This is a genomic window from Blautia sp. XA-2221, assembly GCF_028767025.1.
Taxonomy (GTDB): Bacteria; Bacillota; Clostridia; order Lachnospirales; family Lachnospiraceae; genus Blautia_A.
The window spans coordinates 228,155-250,410 of the sequence record NZ_JAJQXX010000003.1 but is presented as its reverse complement, the minus strand read 5'-3'; the positions used below and the strand labels follow the sequence as shown (position 1 = coordinate 250,410).

The 22,256-nt window shown below is 43.2% G+C and carries 19 protein-coding genes; 3 read left to right on the top strand and 16 right to left on the bottom strand.

Annotated features, from left to right (window positions below; genetic code table 11):
* Window positions 1–95 precede the first annotated feature (95 nt).
* From LU279_RS04420 to LU279_RS04375, 10 genes are all read right to left on the bottom strand, one after another.
* Entirely contained in the window at window positions 96–1,217 is a 1,122-nt protein-coding gene (locus LU279_RS04420) for a phosphotransferase enzyme family protein (RefSeq protein ID WP_274421355.1), read from the bottom strand.
* Window positions 1,199–2,131, bottom strand: a complete 933-nt coding sequence (locus LU279_RS04415; protein ID WP_274421354.1) for a sugar phosphate nucleotidyltransferase — start codon at window positions 2,129–2,131, stop codon at window positions 1,199–1,201. The genes LU279_RS04420 and LU279_RS04415 overlap by 19 nt, the downstream gene beginning before the upstream one ends.
* Before the next feature lie 23 nt (window positions 2,132–2,154).
* Entirely contained in the window at window positions 2,155–3,039 is an 885-nt protein-coding gene (locus LU279_RS04410) for a carbohydrate ABC transporter permease (RefSeq protein WP_274421353.1), read from the bottom strand.
* Window positions 3,040–3,051: 12 nt separating this feature from the next.
* On the bottom strand, window positions 3,052–3,957 hold the full coding sequence (locus tag LU279_RS04405; RefSeq protein WP_274421352.1) for a carbohydrate ABC transporter permease: 906 nt from the start codon (window positions 3,955–3,957) through the stop codon (window positions 3,052–3,054).
* Between the two features lie 87 nt (window positions 3,958–4,044).
* Complete coding sequence (locus LU279_RS04400; RefSeq protein ID WP_274421351.1) at window positions 4,045–5,292, bottom strand: ABC transporter substrate-binding protein; 1,248 nt, start codon at window positions 5,290–5,292, stop codon at window positions 4,045–4,047.
* Between the two features lie 192 nt (window positions 5,293–5,484).
* Window positions 5,485–7,671: a glycosyl hydrolase family 95 catalytic domain-containing protein gene (locus tag LU279_RS04395; protein WP_274421350.1), complete on the bottom strand. Its 2,187-nt coding sequence runs from the start codon at window positions 7,669–7,671 to the stop codon at window positions 5,485–5,487.
* An 11-nt stretch (window positions 7,672–7,682) separates the two neighbouring features.
* Window positions 7,683–7,862, bottom strand: a complete 180-nt coding sequence (locus LU279_RS04390; protein WP_274421349.1) for a DUF6903 family protein — start codon at window positions 7,860–7,862, stop codon at window positions 7,683–7,685.
* A 28-nt stretch (window positions 7,863–7,890) separates the two neighbouring features.
* A complete protein-coding gene (locus tag LU279_RS04385) occupies window positions 7,891–8,781 on the bottom strand; it encodes a carbohydrate ABC transporter permease (protein WP_330684558.1) in 891 nt (296 codons plus the stop codon).
* A 12-nt stretch (window positions 8,782–8,793) separates the two neighbouring features.
* Complete coding sequence (locus LU279_RS04380) at window positions 8,794–9,693, bottom strand: carbohydrate ABC transporter permease (RefSeq protein ID WP_274421348.1); 900 nt, start codon at window positions 9,691–9,693, stop codon at window positions 8,794–8,796.
* A 96-nt stretch (window positions 9,694–9,789) separates the two neighbouring features.
* Window positions 9,790–11,112 carry a carbohydrate ABC transporter substrate-binding protein gene (locus tag LU279_RS04375; protein WP_274421347.1) on the bottom strand — a complete coding sequence of 441 codons (1,323 nt, stop codon included), beginning with the start codon at window positions 11,110–11,112 and terminating at the stop codon, window positions 9,790–9,792.
* Between the two features lie 293 nt (window positions 11,113–11,405).
* Here LU279_RS04375 and LU279_RS04370 point away from each other — a divergent pair, with 293 nt between their 5' ends.
* On the top strand, window positions 11,406–12,335 hold the full coding sequence (locus LU279_RS04370) for an AraC family transcriptional regulator (protein WP_274421346.1): 930 nt from the start codon (window positions 11,406–11,408) through the stop codon (window positions 12,333–12,335).
* Here the strand turns inward: LU279_RS04370 and LU279_RS04365 are convergent.
* The 6 genes from LU279_RS04365 to LU279_RS04340 all read right to left on the bottom strand — a co-directional run bounded on the left by LU279_RS04365 (window position 12,332) and on the right by LU279_RS04340 (window position 18,888).
* Complete coding sequence (locus tag LU279_RS04365; RefSeq protein ID WP_274421345.1) at window positions 12,332–13,663, bottom strand: sensor histidine kinase; 1,332 nt, start codon at window positions 13,661–13,663, stop codon at window positions 12,332–12,334. The two genes, LU279_RS04370 and LU279_RS04365, sit on opposite strands and share 4 nt — an antisense overlap.
* A 1-nt stretch (window position 13,664) precedes the next feature.
* Window positions 13,665–14,333, bottom strand: coding sequence for a winged helix-turn-helix domain-containing protein (locus tag LU279_RS04360; RefSeq protein ID WP_274421344.1), 669 nt, complete (start codon window positions 14,331–14,333; stop codon window positions 13,665–13,667).
* A 111-nt stretch (window positions 14,334–14,444) separates the two neighbouring features.
* Entirely contained in the window at window positions 14,445–16,214 is a 1,770-nt protein-coding gene (locus LU279_RS04355) for a Na/Pi cotransporter family protein (protein WP_274421343.1), read from the bottom strand.
* 93 nt (window positions 16,215–16,307) lie between these two features.
* Window positions 16,308–16,808, bottom strand: coding sequence for a transcription elongation factor GreA (greA, locus tag LU279_RS04350; protein WP_274421342.1), 501 nt, complete (start codon window positions 16,806–16,808; stop codon window positions 16,308–16,310).
* A 74-nt stretch (window positions 16,809–16,882) separates the two neighbouring features.
* Window positions 16,883–18,175 (bottom strand): sensor histidine kinase, encoded by a 1,293-nt coding sequence (locus LU279_RS04345; protein ID WP_274421341.1) that lies wholly within the window; start codon window positions 18,173–18,175, stop codon window positions 16,883–16,885.
* A complete protein-coding gene (locus LU279_RS04340) occupies window positions 18,172–18,888 on the bottom strand; it encodes a LytR/AlgR family response regulator transcription factor (RefSeq protein ID WP_274421340.1) in 717 nt (238 codons plus the stop codon). The genes LU279_RS04345 and LU279_RS04340 overlap by 4 nt, the downstream gene beginning before the upstream one ends.
* 274 nt (window positions 18,889–19,162) lie before the next feature.
* Between LU279_RS04340 and LU279_RS04335 the strand changes: the two genes are divergently transcribed.
* Both LU279_RS04335 and LU279_RS04330 read left to right on the top strand, forming a co-directional pair.
* On the top strand, window positions 19,163–19,909 hold the full coding sequence (locus LU279_RS04335; protein WP_274421339.1) for an ABC transporter ATP-binding protein: 747 nt from the start codon (window positions 19,163–19,165) through the stop codon (window positions 19,907–19,909).
* Complete coding sequence (locus LU279_RS04330) at window positions 19,909–22,041, top strand: FtsX-like permease family protein (protein ID WP_274421338.1); 2,133 nt, start codon at window positions 19,909–19,911, stop codon at window positions 22,039–22,041. The genes LU279_RS04335 and LU279_RS04330 overlap by 1 nt, the downstream gene beginning before the upstream one ends.
* Window positions 22,042–22,256 lie beyond the last annotated feature (215 nt).

Here is a 22,256-nt window from a genome sequence, read left to right as displayed (position 1 = left end):
CTTTGTCCTCCTCTTCAGGTTTTCAGTCATTGACCGGACCTCAGGAAAAGGAACCGCCTGAGCGTTCTTTTCCCAAAGTCAGTTTCAGTATACCACTACTTATATTTTTCTACAATAGCTTTCATCTGAGGAAGCTTCTCTTCCATGTCCGCAACCAGCTTAAACTGTGTACGGCACCGATCAAGATTATGACCTTCTCTGTGGATCTTAAAGTAATGATCTCCCTCCAGATAATCCGTCAGGAAACGCATTCCGCACTCAAAAGTCATAAGGATCGCTCCCATGGGAAGCATATCCAGCTCAATCTCTGTAAGCGCACCTGCACAGCCCTCAATAAAGCCTTTTGCATATACTTCGTAAAGGTGAAGATCACAGGAAATCTTGCTGAGATCCTGCTCATCCTCTGCCCCCGTACTTGCTCCGAAACGAATGGAATCACCGAAATCATTTACAGAAAGTCCCGGCATAACTGTATCAAGATCAATGACGCAGATTGCCTTGCCTGTTTCATCATCAATCATAATATTATTCAGCTTTGTATCATTGTGAGTTACACGAAGAGGAATCTTTCCTGCATCCTGCAGATCACACAGAGTATGAGCCAGCTCTTCTCTGTCAAGAACAAATCTGATCTCCTCCTGTACGGATGCGGCGCGTCCTTCACTGTCCGCCTCAACTGCTGCCTTGAATTTTGCAAAACGGTCAACCGTATTATGGAAATCCACAATGGTTTCATGAAGAGTCTCAGCAGGATAATCTGCAAGAAGTCTCTGAAAATGTCCAAAGGCAACTGCACTCTGGTAAAAGTCATTGTCGTCCTTTACCATATCATAGCTGGTAGCTCCCTCAATAAAAAGATAAACTCTCCAGTATTCTCCCTCTGAGTCCACATAATAAGGATTTCCATCCGTATCATTTACCACATTCAGAGTTTCTCTTTCCACATCACCGCCGTTTTCCCGGATCTTTTTGCGGAGCCATGCGGTAACCCCCTGCACGTTCTCCATAAGCTCTACCGGCTTTGTAAAAATGCTTTTATTCATTCTCTGGAGAATAAAATGCTTTTCCTGTCCGCCCGGTGTTTTGACTGTAAGACGATATGTATCATTAATGTGTCCGCTTCCGTAGGTAACACATTCTACTACCTCTCCCGGAAAGTTAAACTTACTTATTACTTCTTTCTGAATCGCATTCACTATTACTTGTTCTCCTCCCATAAGTTCTGCGGATAGAGCCCCTGATCTTTCAGGCTCTGCACTGCTGCCATAACAACAGGCTTGTCCTCTTTGTAGGTAACTCCATACCATTTATCCTCGGATTTCAGCACCTTGACTGTGGCTTTTTTCTCCTGAAGAAGCTCATCCACTACAAACGGAAGAAAATACTCGCACTTCAGCGGATTCTTCTCCAGATTCTCATCAAGGAATGCCGCAAAACGTGCTTTCAGTTCTTTCAGGATACTTGCAGAAAATCCCCACATATTCATGGAAACTGTACTTCCCTCCGGAAGCATGGTCCAGGTAGCTCCGTCATCCTCTGTATAGGCAGTGCCCTCTCCATGCTTCTCAATATGAGTACGCTCATTGATCTTCAGAAGATGATCTTCCTCATCAGTAACACAAACGCCTCTTGCTACATGACCATTGTCTGTCAGCGTATTCTCCAGCTTGTAACCAACCATCATATATCTGTAAAGATTTTCATCATCCTGGTTTTCTGCCAGAAAATCATATGCCATTTTAAATGCATGGCTTCCATAATAATCGTCTGCGTTGATAACTGCAAAAGGACCGTCAACCTCGTCAATACAGCTCAGAACCGCATGACCGGTTCCCCAGGGTTTTACTCTTCCTTCCGGAACCTCGTAGCCTTCCGGAAGATTATGAAGATCCTGGAACACATAAGCAACCTGGATCTGTTTGCTGAGACGATCTCCGATAGCTTTACGGAAGTCTTCTTCATTTTCTTTTTTAATGATAAACACTACTTTTTCAAATCCTGCTTTTACAGCATCATAAATGGAAAAGTCCATAATGATATGGCCTTCTCTGTCAATGGGATCGATCTGTTTCAGACCACCGTAGCGGCTTCCCATTCCAGCTGCCATAACTACTAATACCGGTTTTTTCATAATAATTTCTGCTCCTTTCTTGATCAACCTTTAATTCCGCCTGTTACACCGCCGATGATCTTCTCTGACAGGAAAATGTAGAGAATAAAGGTCGGCAGGAACACAATAATAACTGCGGCGAACATACCTGCCCAGTCGCCCGTATATTTCATAGAATTGATCATTCCGTACAGACCGGGCGCTACCGGTTTCAGCTTGTCGGAACTTGCAAAAATCAGGGACAGGAAATATTCATTCCATATATTAATAAAATTAAAGATTGTCACTGTTACAATACCGGACTGTGCCATTGGGAACATGATCTTCCAGAAAGTTCTCATCGGAGGGCATCCGTCAATGGCTGCGGCTTCCTCATAAGTTTTGGAAATATTACAGAAAAACGTTAAGAGGAAAATCGTTGTATATGGCACATTGATTCCCACATATAAAAGGATCAGTGTTCCTTTTGCAAGAGGAATGTTGTTCAGAATTCCCATACCGGAAATAATACTGAACAATGGAAGAACTACCATGATAGCCGGAACGCCCATTGCGGATACAAAGCTTGTCTGGATAAATTTATTTGCGATAAATTCAAATCTTGACAATACATAGGCTGCCGGGGCGCAGATTACGATCAGTGCAAAACAGGAAACAACAGAATACAGAAGTGAGTTTCCGAAAAATCCTGCAACACCGGATCCATTCCATGCTTTTGCGTAATTTTCAAAATGAAGACCTGTTTCAAATTTCAGCGCCTTTCCCTGGAAAATTTCCGCAGTTGTGGAAAAGCTGGCACAGAACACCCAGCCCAGAAGTACAATTGTAAAAATAACCCAGAGAAGAATAATAATATATCCAGGTGCCAGCTTCAGCTCTTTTTTCCAGTTAAACGGGCGACGCGGCTCCCTTTCCTTTGTCTTTGCCATAGCATGCACCTCCTAAAATTCTAAATCATCATCTTTGATCGCTTTGTTACATACAGTAAATACAAGTACCACACATAAGCTCAGAAGAACACCAATGGCAGCTCCAAGACCTGAATTACGCTCGGTTACTGTATTTCCTCCGCCAAAGATCTGCATGTACATATATACATAAGGCGTAATGGTCTGAGTATCTGCCGTTACATTGGAGAACAGCTGAGACCATACGAAAAAGCCTACAGAGCTTACGGACCACATAGTGATATTTGTTTTAAACACACCCTTCAGAAGAGGAAGCGTCATATAACGGAACTGCGCCATTTTATTAGCGCCGTCAATTGTGGCTGCCTCGTAGTATTCCGGACTGATACGCTCAATACCGGAAAGCCAGATCAGCATATGATATCCAACCATACCAAAGCAGTATGCCAGCAGCAGAGCCATGAATTTATGTTCATTATCCAGCCACTGAGTGCTTGCCAGCCCATCCAGATGAAGGGCAGAGAAAAAGTTTTTAAGAAGACCAAACCGTGGGCTGTATACATACTGAAGCCACATGGTTGCAAGAGCAACTGCACTTACAATATTAGGCATGTAGATAATAGCACGGAAAAATTTCTTGCCTCGAATCCCGCTTGTAAGAATAACGGCAAAAAGAAGTGACAAGGACATAACAATCAGTCCGCCAAAGAACCAGATACGGAACAGGTTAAAACATGCTGTCTGGAAAAGACTGGTATTAATAAGCTTTGCATAGTTTTCAAATCCCACAAACTCCCACAGATTCATTGCATCTGTAACACCTTCAATCTTGAAAAAGCTCATGAGAATGGTTTTCAGTATCGGATACAGAAAAATTCCCAGAAACAGAAGCACTGCCGGTGTCAGAAATACAACAATCATTGTCTTGTTTTTCTTCAATATCGTTTCCTCCTCTTACGGATTTCCCCAAAAGAAAAGACGGTGGCAGCGTATGAACGATGCCACCATCTCTACATTACTTATTTATTATTTTGCAGCTTCCTGCATTGCTGCTACAAACTCATCTGCAGTCATGGAGCCTGCCATCAGTTTGATAAAGTTTTCTTTGATAACCGGAGTCATATCTACATTTGTTTCAACACCGGCTGCCCATGTGAAACGACCTGTGCTCTGCTCGATAACCGGTTTTGCACACTCAACCATTGCCGGCCATTCTGTGTTTGTTGTATCTGCCGGAATACCTACAGAAGCCTCTGCAAGTTTCTTATCATATTCGCCTGTTGTGATGAATTTGATCAGATCAAATGCTTCCTGAGGCATTTTGGTATCTTTGTTGATGCCGAATACCTGTGCGCCAAAGTTGTTTGTCTCGATTCCGTTTGCACCGTTTTCAAGCTCCGGATATGCGAAGCAGCCCCATTTAAAGTCTTCGCCTGCCATATCCTTAACCTCGTTTGGAAGCCAGGAGCCATTCAGATACATAGCAGCTGTTCCAAGAGCAAGTTCTGTGTTCTGACCTGCCGGCCATACGTTGGAACCAACCATCTCAGAATAGTATCCCTTGCTTGCAAGTTCTTCAATATCCTGTGCCATCTGAAGAACTGCCGGGTCATCCCATTTGCCTTCTGTAACGATCTCAACAACTTTGTCCTCGCCAACCAGTCTTGCAAGGTGATATCCGATTACGGATGTAGCATAGGCATCATCCATTGTCATTGGTGTGATTCCAGCATCTTTCAGTTTCTGGCATACATCCAGGAACTCTGCCCATGTAGTAGGCTCTTTTTCGATTCCTGCCTGCTCGAACAGATCTTTGTTGTAGAAGAATGCAAATACGTTCGGCTGATATGGGATTGTTTTCAGTGTGCCGCCGCCAGCGTCACGGCATGCTGCCATCAGACCTGGGATTGCAGTTTCTTCATATCCGGATTCTTTTACCATATCTTCCAGATCAAGAAGATATTTTGCATACATACCATTTACACGGTCAATATCCTCGTCAAAAATATCAATCTGAGTACCTCCGTCCAAAGCCGGCTGGAGAGCCTCACGGTTTCCGGTACGTCCCTTAAACTGAAGATCTACCTTTACACCGGTTTCTTCGGTATAAGCATCAACCGCTTCCTGGATTATTTTTCCCTGTGGCTCTGTAGACTCCCACATGGACCAGTATACCAGAGTATCATCTGCCGCCTGCACTGTTACCGCCGGAACAGCCATTGATCCTACCATTGCCGCACATAAAGCCACACCCAGAACTTTCTTTACTTTCATACCTGTATACCTCCTAGAAATAATGTAAAAACCCCCACGCATTGTGCATTTTATACAATTACGTGTTTTGTTGTAATTTATTTTATCACTTTTACACAATTAGTATTTGCACAATTATCTGTTTCTTTTGCACAAAAAGGTTGTTTCTGCATAAAGACTTTCATCAAATGCAAAAAACAACCTTTTTATATATCACTCCAGTATGACACAGCCCTTCCAGCTTTCTCCGCAGGAAAGCTCTTTCTCCTCAAAAAAGAGATCCTGATATTGTATCCGGACACAAAATGCCACATCTGTATCAATTTCCCAGTACAGCTTCTTCCCATTGACAATCCCTGCGCTGCACCGTATTCCTTTTTCTCCTCTGAAATCCTCAAAAGAAACGTTCTGTTTTCTCCATTCCCCGGGAATCGCCGGAAACAGCCGTATCTTCCCGTCTTTCATCTGAAACAGCATTTCCTGAAGCGCATCTGCGCTGAACATATTTCCTTCAAGTGTAAACGGTCTGTAAGTAAACTGAGAATATCCTTTTTTGCGAAAATCCCCATTCAGATGAAATCCGTTGCATCCGCAAAAGCTTTCCCAGAAAATCCGGAGATATTCTGCTGCTTTTTCTCCATTTCCCTGAACAGCATACAGATGAGCCATCCATGCAAAAGTATATCCAACCCACTGAGAAGTTCCCAGTTTTTCGTAATCAGCTATTACAGCATCAATAATTTCCTTTGACTCACCCTCATAAGGAAGGATTCCCAAAGGTGAAACGGCCATTGCATTTGAAAAATGACGATGTGATTCTTCCAGACTTTCATCCGGCGACAGCATCAGAACTTTATTTTCGTTTACCGACAATTCCGGAAGTTTCTGCTTTATATTACGCCACTGCGCTTCCTCCGGATTTCCCAGCTCACAGGCCATTTTTTCCAATGTTCCAAACAGATTGATCATCAATGCCAGATCATAATTGCTTACCGGCGTCAGCCATGCCTTTTCTGTATCATCATGAATTTCCGGAGAACTGGACACAGGAAGAACCAGACATCCGTCTTCACGTTCTGTCAGAAGCTCTCTGATAAAAATACCTGTTTCTCTCATATAAGGATAAGCTCTTTCTTCCAGAAACACCCTGTCTCCTGTATACCGGTAATATTCTCCAAACCCGTGAGCCAGCCACATCTGATTGGACGGGGAAAGAGAATACATGGGCCAGCCGCCCAGAGGCTTACCGTCAATTGTCATGGTTCCCGGAAGACAGCAGCCCTTTACCCCATAAAATTCTCCGGCAAACTTACGTCCTTCATCAAGAAGCCCCCATAGAAAATCTAAAAAACACCGTCCCTCTTCCAGATGATTGGCTTTTAGATAATGTGTATAGGACAGCTCTGTATTAAGATCATTATGGTAATCTCCCTTCCACGGCGGAAGTGTTCCCTCATCTGCTGTCCAGACTCCCTGAAGAGCCATGGGGACGCCGCCTGCGCGGGAAGTAGCGGCAAACAGATAATTTGTAAGATACCACTGTTTTTCCATAAATTTATCAGGAAGATCCATGGAGCTTTTTGCAAAAAATCTCTTCCACCAATTTTTATGAGATTCAAAAAACTCATTACCGGCTGAAAGAAACTGAACAACTTCCTTTTTTCCTGACTCCAGCCACTCTTTTCCGTCTTCGGAAGATACTATTTTCCATATGATTCTGGTTTTTCCGCCTGTTCTCCGGCTTCCCATAATCACACCATAAGAGAACGCTTCATTTACATTCTGACAAAACCATTGCAGTTCTCCCTCCTGTTTTTTTATCACAGGAAGATATTTCAGATCTTTCAGGTTTCCCTGGGAAATTTCTCTTTTCTCCTGACAGTAAACGTACTCTTTTTCCGTGCCTTTTTCTCCAAATTCCGGATTTTTCAGTTCAACAGAAAAAGCATCTTCCGGAGCTTCGATCTCTGCAATTCCAACCTGTTCCAACGCATGGACCCAGGCTGTGATCCGAAAGCAATTTTCTCCGTTTTCCATTATCATTTCTGCTTTTGCGGTTTCCAGGCAAAGTTCTGACTGTATTTCTCCTGTAACTCCCGTAAAATGAAGCAGGATCCTGCCTGCAGGCAGCTTTGTTGGAGAGGGATAATAATAGGGAGCATCAAAGATTTCCCGGATTTTTCTGGTATTTCCTTCTTTTGCAAGTTTCACCAGGTTTTTCCAGCTGAATTCTTCATTCTGCTCCCACAAAACGGTCCGATCCCATAAATCTGCACGGTCCAGACTGAACCTTATTTCTTCAGGGCTGCCCCAGCAGAGGCAGCCACATTTTCCATTTCCCAGCGGGACTGCTTCATCCCACCGGGAAATGTTTTTTTCCCAATTACACGTAATATCCATAGGTAATAATCTCACTTGAATTTCCTGTTATAAAGATATAAAAGAAGAATCAGTCCCACAAGGCCCAGCAGCATCACCAGCAATCCCTGAGGTCCTACATGTCTTTGTCCTACAACTACAAGCGCCACGCATACGATAAAAAATACAATCGCCAGAACTGTCTTTAAAATGCTTTTTGTTCTTTCATTCATTTTATTTACCTCCTGTTTCACAGACAGATCAGCCTTTCAGACCGCCCAGAGTCATTCCCTGTGTCAGTTTTTTCTGAACACAGATATACAGAATCAGTGTAGGAATCATAACAATTACAAGACCTGCATACATCTGTCCGTACTGAACTGCTGATTTTTGTGCTGCCATAAGATTCATAAGACCTACCGGAAGAGTTTTGATTTCAGGTCTGGTAAGCAGTGTCATAGAAATAATGTACTCATTCCAGAATGCCAGGAAGTTAAAGAGGATTACTGTAACAATACTCGGTTTTGCCATAGGCATGATAACCTGAATCATAGTTCTCCAGTATCCTGCGCCATCCACATAGGCAGCTTCCTCATAATCTTTTGCCAGAGATTTAAAATATCCTGACAGGAGATAAATGGTAAAAGGAAGAGCAGTTGACGCATAAACCAGCGCCAGCACAAAAAGATTGTTCAGGAAAAACGGCGCTCCAAACCACTGGCGGAGTTTGCCGTCCGCATTATTTAACATCAGGAAAATAGGTACAACTATGTAGTTTACATTAATAAAAAGTCCTGCCATAAACATTACGTTCCAGATCTTACTGCTTCTGAATTTAAAACGTGACAGTACATAAGCAGCCGGAAGCGCAATCACGATCAGCAGAAAAATACCCAGAACTGTTACCAGAACGGAATTCAGCATATAGGAACCCATATTTGCGGTTTCCCATGCGTCAATAAAGTTCTGGAAATGAAAGCCCTTAGGAAGCGCCCACGGGCTTCCGTAAAACTCTGAATTTTCTTTGATCGAAGCAACAAATACCCATGCTACCGGAACGATTATCGTAACTGCCAGAAGTCCCAGCACAAGATAAATCAGCACTTTGGAAATTTTGGAACTGGCAGTGCTTTTTTTCATCATGTCAGACATTTTTCACCCTCCTTAGAATTCAATTTCTTCACGTTTGGTTGCCGCATTCAGAACAGCTGCCAGCGCAAAGGAGAACAGAAATACCGCAACACCGATTGCCATACCATATCCATAAGAAGAGTTGGTATATGCCTCCTGATACATATAGCTCAGGAATACATTAGAAGCTCCGTCCGGTCCGCCGTTTGTCATTGCTTTTACCATCAGGAAGCTCATATTAATGGTACTGATAACAAAGAATGTCAGAGTTGTCCTGATATTTGTCCAGATGAGAGGAAGTGTAATGGAGAAAAACTGCTTGATCCTTCCTGCTCCTTCCAGACTTGCCGATTCATAAAGGCTGTCCGGAATATTTGCCATACTTGCCATGTACATAACCATATAATATCCGATGGCCTGCCATACCATGGCAATGATGATACTGTAAATAACGAGTTTCTGGCTTCCCAGCCATAAAATAGGATTATCTACTCCATTCTGTCCTCGGAACAGGTTCAAAAAGGAGTTCAGAAGTCCCTGGTTCGGATCATAAATGGCAGAAAAAATCGCGCTGATCACTACAACAGAAAGAATATTCGGGATGTAAAAAACAACACGGAAGAACGTCTGTCCTTTCAGCTTTTCTCTTGTAAGAATAGCGGCAAAAATAATCGCCATTGCAAAAGTAACAATCGTTACAATTACGATCAGAAGCACTGAATTCTGAAATGCCTGATAAAACTTGTCACTCTGTAAAAGTGTTTTGAAGTTATCAAGACCTACAAATGTTTTATCTGCTGTATAGCCTCCCCATTTATAAAGGGACATTCTGAAAACGTCAATGGTAGGGATCAGCATAAAAATAGTAAAAAGAATAACTGCCGGAGCCAGACAGCAAAATATAAACCGGCTTCTTCCCTTTTTTTTCGTCATGATTCTTCTCCTCTCTGTCTTTATCCTGAAAAACGGACGGTAGCATCCACCGTCCGTTTTCAAATATCATATGGAATTCTACCTGAAAATTATTACTTATTTCAGAGCGCCGCGAAGAGTATCGCTGTCTTTCTTGATCTGCTCTACCCATTCGTCTACTGTCTTATCTCCGCTGACAAGAGAGTTGATCGGATCAAAGAATGTAGTACGAACAGTTACGCCCTCTACCGGTTCAGTAGTTGCAAATGCATCCATAACTGCTACTGCGCCATCATCATAGATAGAGTAGTAAATCTTTGCATCGCCGTCAAGTTTGTCTGTCATACCCTGAATCGGCTGAACTGCTCCGCCGTCTTTTGCGAAGATCTCAGCAGCTTCATCGGAATACAGATATGCGATAAACTGTTTTCCAAGATCTTTATTTACAGCGCCCTTCGGCATCCAGATCTGCTCAAAGAAGGAATAGGAAGCTCTCTCTCCGCCTTCTTCAACTGCCGGAAGAGCTGTGAATCCCCACTCAAATCCATCTGCACGTGGAGCATCTGCCATCTCGCCGATAACCCAGTTTCCGTTTGGCATAAACAGAGCCTTGTTGTCAAGGATCATCTGCTGGTTTTTACGGAAATCATTGTCGTTTGCGTTTGCAGGTGTTGTTTTTTCTGTGTAGGAAGCAAGCTTCTCAATAATATCAAATGTTTTCTTTGCTCCGTCTGTCTCCCATACGCCCTCGCCGTATTTCAGAGCTTCCTGGAATGTTTCTGCGCCTGCTGCCTCATGAAGCAGTGCGTAGAAAAATGCATCAAAGTATCCTGCTGTCGGATATGTAAATAATGCAATGTCTTCTTCTTTTGCCTTTTCTCCAAGCTCCCACATTTCATCCCATGTTTCCGGAACTTCCCAGCCTTTTTCCTCGAACAGTCCTTTATTATAGAAAAGTCCGCATGGGCCGTAGAACATTGGCATCAGATATGTTTTTCCATCTCCGTAAGGATTTGTAATGGAGTTATCCACAAATCCCGGAAGGATTTTATCTTTTACTTTAACATCTTCGCCCGGAACTGTCATTTCCAGTACGTCTGTCATCTCTTCCACATTGTTATCTTTCACAAAAGTTTCTGTAAGAGCGGACTCAGAACCAACTGCTCTCATGATAACATCCGGATAATCGCCGGATTTCATAGCCGGTGTGATGATATCTTCAAGCTTCTTGTCGATTGTGAGCTCAATCTTCACTCCCGGATTTGCCTCTTCAAACTTTGTGCAGACATTTTTCCACATATCCTGTCCATATGCGGTTTCTACTACTGCCAGTTTCAGAGTCTGTTCTTCGTCTGCCATAACGGTTGTTGCCATTCCTGACATAGTTCCTACTGCCATAAGAGCAGAAAGAGCAACACTGGTAATTTTTTTCGCTTTCATTTCATATCCTCCTTTGATTTTTGTACATAAGATATAAAAACTTTCTCTTTTTTTAATAGTAACTCATTAAAATTGCTTTTTCAATGCGTATATTGCTATAAACTTTAGAAATATTGCTGTGAATTATAAAATCAATGACAATATTACTTTTAACCTTGATTTTTTTCTGTTTTTATTGTTTTTTATTGTGATATAACCCTTTATCTGCTAGACTGTATTTATGATTTATTTCCTGTTCTGATAAAATCAGGATAAAACAACAGCCATCACAAGATTTACGGAGCATCTGTCTTATGATATACGAAAGTATCCCCCTTACTTCTGATCTTTCTGTGGAAAAAATTTATACCGTTCATTATTTTGAATACAGAAGTGACTTTTTCTATCCCGGAGAGCAACATGATTTCTGGGAATTTCAGTGTGTGGATAAAGGGACTGCCCAGGTTCAGGCAGACGAAAAAGTCCATATTCTTACTCACGGCCAGGTGATCTTTCACCGTCCCAACGAATTTCACAACCTGTCAGCAACCGGCAGTCATGCCCCCAATATTGTAGTTGTTTCCTTTGCCTGTAATTCTCCCTGTATGCGTTTTTTCGAAAAGCAGATCCTTACCCTTTCTGATACGGAGAGAACCCTGATCGGAAAAATTATCGCTGAGGCACGACGGTGCATCGCCTCCCCTCTTGACGATCCCTATCTTCATAAAATGGAATTAAAAAAAGACAGCCCTGTGGGATCTCAGCAGCTTCTTGTTCTCTATCTGGAAGAGCTTCTGATCCATATGCTCCGAAGATACACCACTCAGGTACCTCACTGTGTCAGAAACATTGGCGATCCCTCCTTTGAATCTTCTGCATGCCGAAGGATCACCCGTTATCTGGAGGATCATATCTGCGAGCCGCTTTCTCTTGAAGCAATCTGCCACGATAATCTGATCGGCAGATCCCAGCTTCAGAAAATCTTCCGTGAAGAATATAACTGTGGAGTGATCGAATTTTTTTCTCATATGAAAATTAATTTTGCCAGACAGCTGATCCGGGAAAATGACATGAATTTTACCCAGATTTCTGAATTTCTGGGATATTCCTCCATCCATTATTTTTCCAGACAGTTCAAAAAACTCTGCGGCATGACACCCACAGAATACGCCCTTTCCATTAAAGCAATTTCTGAACGTCCTCAGAATTCAGACAAGGATAACACAAACGGAGCCGGTGCCTAAAACACCAGTTCCATTTTTGTACCCTTTCCGGGTTCACTGTCAAGATTGATCTTTGCTTTATGGAGAGCAGCTCCGTGCTTTACAATAGAAAGCCCCAGTCCCGTGCCACCGGTCTGACGGGAATGACTTTTATCTACCCGATAAAACCTCTCAAAAATACGTTTCTGTTCATTCCTTGGAATACCGATTCCATTATCTTCCACAATATAGCAGGGATGATATCCTTCCTGTCCTACAAACACCCGGACAGTTCCTCCGGTATCGGTATAGCGGATGGCATTGTCCGCAATATTATAAAACATCTCATACAGAACCTGCCGGATGCCTCTCACTGCCACATGTTCTCCTTCCAGAACCAGCCGGATCTGTTTTTTTTCTGCGGCCGGCTGCAGGTGATATACAATATCCTCTGCCAGTTCATAGATATCCACAGCCTCAAAAGGCATATCGCTGTTTTTTTCATCAAGCCTTGAAAGCTGGATGATATCTGATACAAGAGAGCTTAAACGGCTTGCCTCATGGTAGATTCTTCCGGAAAATTCAGGAACTTTATCCACTCCCACCATTCCGTTCATCATCAGCTCCGCATAGCCGGAAATAGACATCAGAGGAGTTTTCAGCTCATGGGAAACATTGGCTGAAAATTCTCTGCGCATAGCCTCAGCCTCCTTCAGTTCCTCCAGCTGAGATGCAATCTGTTTGTTCTGCTGATCCACCCTTACAAGAAGAGGCCGCAGTTCTTCATATCTTACATCTTTCAGAGGGTGCTCCAGATCCAGTTCATTAATAGGCGCGATCAGCTCTTTTGTCTGCCTCTGAACCAGAAAAAACTCCAGGGCAAGAATCCCCAAAACAAGAAGTCCCAGCAGCGTAAAGCCGGAGAACAAAGTAAGGAACACACTGTCTGTTGTCCTTGCCACCCGAAGGATATTTCCGTTATCCAGTTTTATGGCACAGTAAAAAGTCTGTTCGGAAAAAGTTTCTGAGAATCTTACGATCTCTCCATAGCCTTTTTCTTTTGCCTCCATAAACTCCGGGCGTTTCCCATGATTTTCCAGCTTATCTGCCTCTGTTTCCGAATCATACAGCACACTGCCTTCACTGTCTGTAACTGTGATCCTCGTGGCATTGATCTCTTTTACATTACTTTCCAGATAATCAAGACCGGCAGCTTCTATACCGGCCCGTATATACTCCACTTCATCCCGCACACTCTGTTTCATGAACACATCAAACTTGTCATACATGACAAAGCTTGCAGCCAGAAAAGTCAGAAGAACAGATAAAATTACAAGAAAGCTTCCATGATTTAAAATTCTCTGTCTCATTTTATTCTCCGATCCGGTATCCTACTCCCCGTATGGTTTCCACCATATTTCCCGCTTCTCCCAGCTTCTGGCGAAGGGTTCTCACATGTACGTCCACAGTTCTTGTTTCTCCGTCAAAATCATATCCCCACACATGGCAGAGAATCTGATTTCTGCTCATAACCAGACCTTTGTTCTCTATCAGATACTGCAAAAGCTCAAATTCTTTCCTGGTAAGCTCCACCTTCTGATCTCCAAGATGTACTTCATGGCGTCCCACCGATATTCTCAGCGCTCCGCAGTGAAGTTCTCTGTTTTCCTCTGTCCGGCTGCACCGGCGAAGCACTGCTTTTACTCTTGCCACAAACTCCATCATGCCGAAAGGCTTTGTAATATAATCGTCCGCTCCTGCTTCCAGCCCCCGTACCTTATCAAACTCCGCATCCTTGGCTGTAACCATGATCACTGGAATGTTTTTTGTATCAGGGGCGGATTTTAGTCTGGTCAGGATACTGTATCCGTCCTCACCCGGAAGCATGATATCCAGAAGGATCAGGGACGGAAGTTCTTTTTTTATAGCTGCGCAAAGCTCTTTCCCATCTGCCAGCCCTTTTGCCGTAAATCCGGTTGTTTCCAGGGTATATACAAGAAGTTCCCGGATATTTTTTTCATCTTCTACACAGTAGATCATGAACTTTCCTCCTATCTTCTCTTCATATATGCCATAAAAGCTGCTGAGGAATTTTACTCCGAAAATTCCCACAACAGCCTTATATGATCTGCGTTCAGTTTTTACTGGCGCTTACGGAAGCAGATATTCCTTGCGAACTTCTTCCAGACATTTATTAAATTCATCGTCCTGATCGTTTTTCATTGCATTCAGATGTCTGTGTGTATCGTAAAGGTTCTCACGTACCTGGGTTACGCAGACGCCAATATTGGAACAGTGGTCTGCAATTCTCTCCATACTGGTGATCAGGTCAGAAAGAATAAAGCCCATTTCAATGGTACACTCGCCGGAGCGGAGACGATTGATATGACGACGTTTCATTTCTTTTGTCAGCTCATCGATCAGCTCCTCAAGAGCCTCAATCTCTGAAGCCTTTGAAATATCCTGTTCATCAAATACAGAAAATGCTGTTTCTACAATTTTGGTGACTGCAGCGGTCAGCACTCTGAGTTCTGCCTTTGCGTAAACAGAAAAGCTTAAACCTTTTGCATGAAGCTCGTCTGCTGATTCCTTGATATTTACTGCATGGTCAGAAATACGCTCGAAATCACCGATGCAGTGAAGCATCATGGAAACGCTGTGGCTGTCTCTCTCGGAAAGGTCTTTGTTATTCAGCTGAACAAGATAGGTACCCAGCTCATCCTCGTACCGGTCTACCTTACCTTCCATCTTTATAATCTTCTGAGCCTTTTCCTCACTGTAATCATGAAGAACCTCAAAGGAAGCCTTCAACGCTTTCCAGGAATCTTCAGCCATACGTCTCGCTGCTGTTCTTCCCTGCTCTACTGCAAATGCAGGTTTTTCCAGAAAACGGGATTCCAGAATAAGGAACTCCTGGTCTTCTTTTGCCGCCTCAACATCCTCCGCAGAATCACGGATTGTCATGCATGCAAGTTTCACAAGAAGATTAGAGAACGGAAGAAGCAGTAAGGTTGCAGTTACATTAAATACACTGTGTGTTACTGCAATCGCTGCCGGTGTTGCCATAGAGTCCATGAACGGGAACTGGATAGCGGCATTCAGCGCATAAAATGCTCCAAGGAAAATCACGGTACCCACAACGTTGAAATACAAATGGATCATAGCTGCACGTTTTGCATTTTTATTTGCGCCGATAGCGGACAGAAGCGCAGTCACACAGGTACCGATATTCTGTCCCATGATAATCGGGAAAGCCGCACTGTAGGGAACAGCTCCGGTAACACAAAGTGCCTGAAGGATACCCACAGAGGCAGAGGAAGACTGGATGATCGCTGTAAGAACCGTACCTGCCAGCACACCTGCTATCGGATTGGAAAATGCAAGAAGAAGGTTGGTAAACTCAGGAACATCTGCAAGCGGCTTAACAGCAGCGCTCATAGTATCCATACCAAACATCAGCACTGCAAAACCAACCAGAATAGCACCGATGTCTTTTTTACGGGAATTTTTTGTAAACATCAGAAGCACAATTCCGATCAGCGCCAGAATCGGAGCAAAGGAACTTGGCTTCAGAAGGCTCATAAAGAAATTATTGCTCTCAATACCCGCAAGACTTAAAATCCAGGCAGTTACTGTAGTACCGATATTGGCACCCATGATAATGCCAACAGCCTGTGTCAGCTTCATAATACCAGAGTTTACAAAACCAACAACCATAACAGTTGTGGCAGAGGAAGACTGAATCACAGCTGTAACGCCCAGTCCCAGAAGCACTGCTCTTAATTTGCTGGATGTAAGATTTTCAAGAATTTTCTCCAGTTTTCCTCCTGAAATCTTTGCAAGACCATCGCCCATAACCTGCATACCATACAGGAACAGCGCAAGACCGCCCAGCATCGTCAGTATACTAAAAAAATCCATTGTATTTCTCCTTTACGAAATTTTAATATATTTTCATTTTAAGGAATAATTGTAAAGTTGTCCCCAGTGTAATGTTAAATTTATGTAAAATTCTCAGAAGCCTCTGATGTTTTCCTCCTCATTGCCTGTTTTGTCAATAGAACGTATTTTCAGATAATAACTCATATTTTCATTGACCTGCACCTGAACCCTGTCCCCGACCTTGTGACCCTTCAGAGCCCGTCCAATGGGTGATTCGATGCTCACTCTGTTTTCCATGGAGTTTCCTCTGATAGAAGTTACAAGCTTATATTTCTCAATTTCCCCATCTTCTTCAAATTCCACTTCTACAATATCGTCCATACCAACTTCATCTTCTCTGGAAGTATCTGTAACAATATCCGCTGTTTTCAGCATTCTCTCCAGATATCTGATACGGCTTTCATTCTGGTTTTTGTGGCGCTTTGCCGCATAATATTCAAAGTTTTCACTGAGATCCCCCTGAGCTCTGGCTTCCTTTACTGCTTCAATCGCCTCTTTGCGCACCACCAGCTTCCGGTGTTCGATCTCCTGCTCTATTTTTTCCACATCACGTTTTGTCAGCTTTTCACGCATATTTTTCTCTCCCTGATTCATTATATAGTGTGATTATAAAGTATACAGGATAACAACAGGAAACTCAATAACTCTTACTGACACTTCTTTTTATTTGCTGTATAACAGCAGAACAGAAGACATACTTCATCTTCTTCCTGCCTCAGTTCCAACATTCCATCATACTTTTCCAGAGTGGCCTGAATGCTTGGCAGGCCCAATCCGTGATTGTTTGTATCGTTTTTTGTTGTATTGGGCAGGGAAGATAAAATCCCCTTATTTTTCTTACGGTAATCTTTCCTGTCTGCGTTTCCTGCTCCGGGAAGGCTGCCCGGATTTCGTACACTGACTACCAGGATTCCCTTTCCCTGTTTTGCTTCCAGGGAAACTCTCCGTTGATCTTCCGGCAGATTTTTGACTGCCTCCAGAGCATTGTCCAGCGCATTTCCAAAAACAGCGCTGATATCTGTTTTCTCCATAGTCAGAGGTTCTGGAATATCTGCTGAAACATGAAATTTAATATGATTCTGTTCCATCAGAGCAGCCTTGGAGCTGAGAATAATATTTAAAGTGGTATCCCCGCAGTATTTCAGTGTATGGGAAGTCCTTGTGTGCTCCAGCAGTTCCCTGAGATATCCTTCTCTCTGATCGTTCGGAAGAGCCAGAGCTGTCTGGAGATGATTTGTCATATCATGCTTTAATCGCCTGATCTCAAAATGCTGATTCTCCATAGCTTCATAATACTGTCTGTTCTGCTCTGCCAGAAGAGCTTCCGCTTCCAGCTTCTGCTGTCTGGCCAGAACCACCATGGTCCACAAAAGTCCTGCAAAAGCCGAAAGAGATAAAAGCAGAAGGATCAGATACTGGGCAGAGATTCTTGTTGTATCATAATCGCTTAACAGAACCAGACTGAATACAATTCCCATAGGAGGAAGCGTCAGTATAAAAAGAAGTTTCCACATGGACGGCGACAGTTCAAACTCTCTGTCTGGTCCGAACTTCCAGACCAGAAGCCACAATCCTGTACAAAATAATATCTTTACCACAAGCTGGTACATCTGATAAAGCAATGACCAGTTATCTACCAGCGCATTAAAGGAAAATACCGTGCTGGCTATCATCAGCCCTACTGTCAGCCTTTTTATGATGCTTCCCTCGCAGCAGATCATAACAGCTGTCATAAAAAACGCAAACGTGGGAACAATATTTCCCCAGTCTGCCAGATAAATCACCATTCCTCCTAAAAATCCGCAGGCTGTTACAAGAATCAGTCTGTATATTCTTCCGGATTTCAACTTCAAAAGGCGTCCCACTGCCAGAAACAGACATATGCCCATAATCGAAAGCCAGACAATAGTCACAAGCAATAACTCCACATTTTCTCTCATAAACCTGCTCCCTTCAGCATAAGCTCCGCAAGTCTTTTCAAAGCCTCATCTTTCATTCCACGACTTACCGGAAGATTTTTTCCGCCTGTAAGAATTTCATCATGACCAATATACTCCACATGATCGCCATTTACCAGATATCGCTGGTGGATACGCACAAACCGGCTGTCCACCTGAGTCTGCACCTCAGAAAGTTTTCCGTAAAAAGCATATTCTCTGTTTTCCGTTACCAGGCACACCTGTCTTCTGTCACTGTAAAAATACAGAATCCGATCCAGAGCCATTCGAAAGGTTCCCTCCTGATTATGAAACACAAAATCCTTTTCCCGTCTGCTGTAAAGAGCTTCTCTGGCTCTTGAAAGAATCTGCCTGATCCGATCTTCCCCGGCAGGTTTCATCACATAATCCAATGCTCCTGTCCGATATCCGTCAAATACATACTCGGAATATCCTGTCACAAATACAAGAAGAATATTTCTGTCATACTCCCTTATCTTTTCCGCAGCTTCCATGCCTGTCATTTCTTTCATTTCCACATCCAAAAAAAGAAGATCAATCTCTCCCGGATGCTTTTTCAGCCATCTAACCGCCGTTTCTCCTGAACAAAACTCATATACGATTTCCTCATCTGTTTCATATATGGATTTTTCAACTTGAAACCGCAGCTGATCTCTGGCCTCCTGTTCATCATCACACACAGCGATCCTCAGCATAATATCTCCTCCTGATACACTTACAGCTTTTACTGATGTTCTCTGCTTCAGATTTCTTTTATCATACCACAATCACAGTTCCCGTCACACACCAAACTTTACAAAAATCCTTCCATTTTTTACATTTTCCGAAAAGGGCTGCAAAACTTTACCGGACAAGCGTCAAACTTTACAGCCTGGATTCTTTCTGCTTTTTTCTGTGATATGGTAAAAGCACAACAGAAGAACATCCATATATTTTTTTTGCATAAGACGCAGTAAAAGGAGGAATTTTATGTTATCTGTAAAAAATCTCGAAAAGTCCTATACTACCGGCAACCGTACCTACACCGTACTGAAAGGAATCAGCTTTTCTGTTGCCAAGGGCGAATTTATAGCTGTAATGGGACCTTCCGGTTCAGGAAAAAGCACTCTTCTCAACTGTATCTCCTGTTATGTTCCCTTTGAAAAAGGCCAAATCACCCTGGGTGGACAGGAATTAAGTTCTCTGACTCCGGAGCATCTTGCATCTGTCCGCAACGAAAAGCTTGGTTTTGTTTTTCAGGATTTTATGCTTCTTGACGGTCTTTCTGTCCGTGAAAACATTCTGGTACCCAGAATCATTCGACAGAATGTAGACAAAGAAGGGGAACGCTACGCAGATCAGCTTATGGAGCTTTTTGGAATCAGCCATATACGAAATAAATATCCGGCAGAAATTTCAGGCGGGGAGCGTCAGAGAACCGCAGTTGCAAGAAGTCTTATTAACCATCCTCTGATGCTTCTCGCTGACGAACCCACAGGAAATCTGGACAGCAGATCAAGCAGGATCGTTATTGAATCTTTTGAAAATGCAAGACAGAATCTGGACGCTACCATTTTTATGGTCACACACGACAGCTTTTCCGCTTCCTTCTGTGACCGGGTGATTCTGCTGAAAGACGGAAATATCTACCGTCAGCTTGAAAAAAATATTCAGACAAGAAACGCTTTTCATGACACACTGTTAAATGCGATCAAAGAAATGAGTGGTGATATGTAATGGATAACAGAAAAAGAAGATCGATCAAAACTATGGCGGAACTGGAAAGCAGCCTTCGCCGTACCAATCACAGGCAGGCCGCCCTTTACCTGTTCTGCAATTTTATTTCCCTAATGCTGATGACAGCTTATTCAGGTCTGATGTTTTCTCCCACAGTACAGGATATTTTTCCACCGGGAGGGGACAGCCGGAAACAGTTGTACGCTATCTTTGTTATGGCCCTGTTTGGCTGTGTTATCTTTACTGTCTATGCTGCCAGCCTTTTTTTCCGTAAAAAGTCACGGCAGCTGGGTATCCTCATGGCTCTGGGAGCTTCCAGAAAAACACTGGCGCCAGGGCTTTTCCGTGAAGTACTGGTGTTAAGCGGCAGCTCCGCTGTTCTGGGAACTCTGGCTGGTTTTCCCTTCCTGATTCTTCTGTGGACTGCCTTCCGGATTTTTATTGTAAATTCAGAAGAAATGATTCTGAGCATAAATTTCCGGTGTCTCTGGGTATCTGCAGGCTTCACAGTTTTGGTGATGATCTGTGCGTGCGTTCTTGCTTTTCTTTATATGAAACGTACCAATATCCTGGATGTGATCCAGGAGGAACATCAGAACGAACCTGTAAAAAAACTTGGACACTGGTGTGGCCCTGCAGGCATTGTCCTGATTCTGGCTGACGCATTTGCAGGATACAACGCCCCCACTGTATATATGAATGTATTTCACAGATATCCCTCCCCTCTTCTGAATCTTTTGTACGCGCCTGTTTTTGCAGGACTTTACATGGTCATGCTTCACACAGTTGTCAACGGCTGGACATCCAGACACAAAAATCCCTGGAAAAACATCATTGCCAGAAGCATGATGAAATTTCAGGGAAAACAGACAGTAAATAGTCTCCTTGTTACTACTGTACTGGTGGCAGCCGGTTGTTTCGGAATCTTTTATCTGCCAATGCTTCATACCGGACTTTCCAGAGTCTGCGAAAACCGTACCTATGATTATTCCTGGTTCTGGCCTTCCGATCAGTCGCTTCCTTCTGAAGAAGAGATTTACTCACTGGCAGAAAAACATGATTTTCAGATCAAGGACTGGGTACAGTGCTCTTATCTTTCCCTTGCCCGTGATGGTAACATGCAGATTCTGAATCCGGACAATACTCTTTCCTATCAGCATTTTGACATTGCCGCTGAATGTCATGCCCTGTCAGAATCCACCTATAATCAGATTACCGGGCAGAACATTTCACTGGATCCGGGCTTCTTCTACGCAGTTACAAACGAAGAAGAAACTGCTTACGATACCGTGGAAAATGCAACACTTTTTACAAACATGACTACCAGGGAAGAACTTCAGGTTTCCTGCAAAGGCTTTGTACATTTTGAAGATATGGCAGCCCACGGTACCGCTGTTCTGGATGACCGGGACTACGAAAAAATTTCTCAGGGTCTTGAACCTGAATGGACCGGATCTATGATCTGGTTTAACTCAGAAGGAAAAGACAGTTACGCCTTTGCACAGGACCTCTTTGTCAAAATCGTGAATTCCTATGATGACCAGCATTTCAGCAACAGCTATTATGACCCTGTTCAATATCTCATGACCGACGGTTATACAAATAATTACTATGGTTCCACCTATACTGTCAGTCCGGAAGAACGACAGGTGGATCGTACCAACCTCAACAGTTCTGACTTTCGGATGTACTGGAATTATATTCCTCAGTTCCGTATTATGGACACTCAGGATCAGCTGAAAACCTTCGGAGTATTTATGATGACTTTTTTGTTTATTGCCATCATCTGCATCACCGCAGCGCTGGTCATTGCCTATACCCGCTGTCAGACTATTGCCCTGAACAATGCTTATGTATTTTCAGATCTGATGCGCCTTGGCGCTTCTCCAGCCTTTCTTGGCAGAGAACTCCAGAGACAGGCAGGTCCGGTATTCAAAATTCCTGCGATCAGTGGAATGTCTCTGATGATACTGCTTTATTTTATGATCTTGCTTGCCAATGACGGGATCCTGACAAAATCTGAAATTCTCGGTTTTGCCATGTGCCTGGAAACAGCTGCGGTGATCGCCCTTATCATTTATGCTGTTTTCCGCCGTACACTGCGCAGCCTGAAAAAGCAGCTTGATATCTGATTTTCAGGACAGAGGATTTATTTCTCAAACCATACTATCTGCTCTGCTTTTCAAAACTTTTCGGGTTATGAAAGGCTTCTGAACGTTCCTGATAATATAAGTATAGAACTTAAAAATGTAAAAAGGTTCAAAATACAGTAATAGGGTGGGATTCTTGGAATCCCACCCCAAAACTTGACACAGAGCCTCTTTCCGGCAGACTCCCCCTCCAAAGT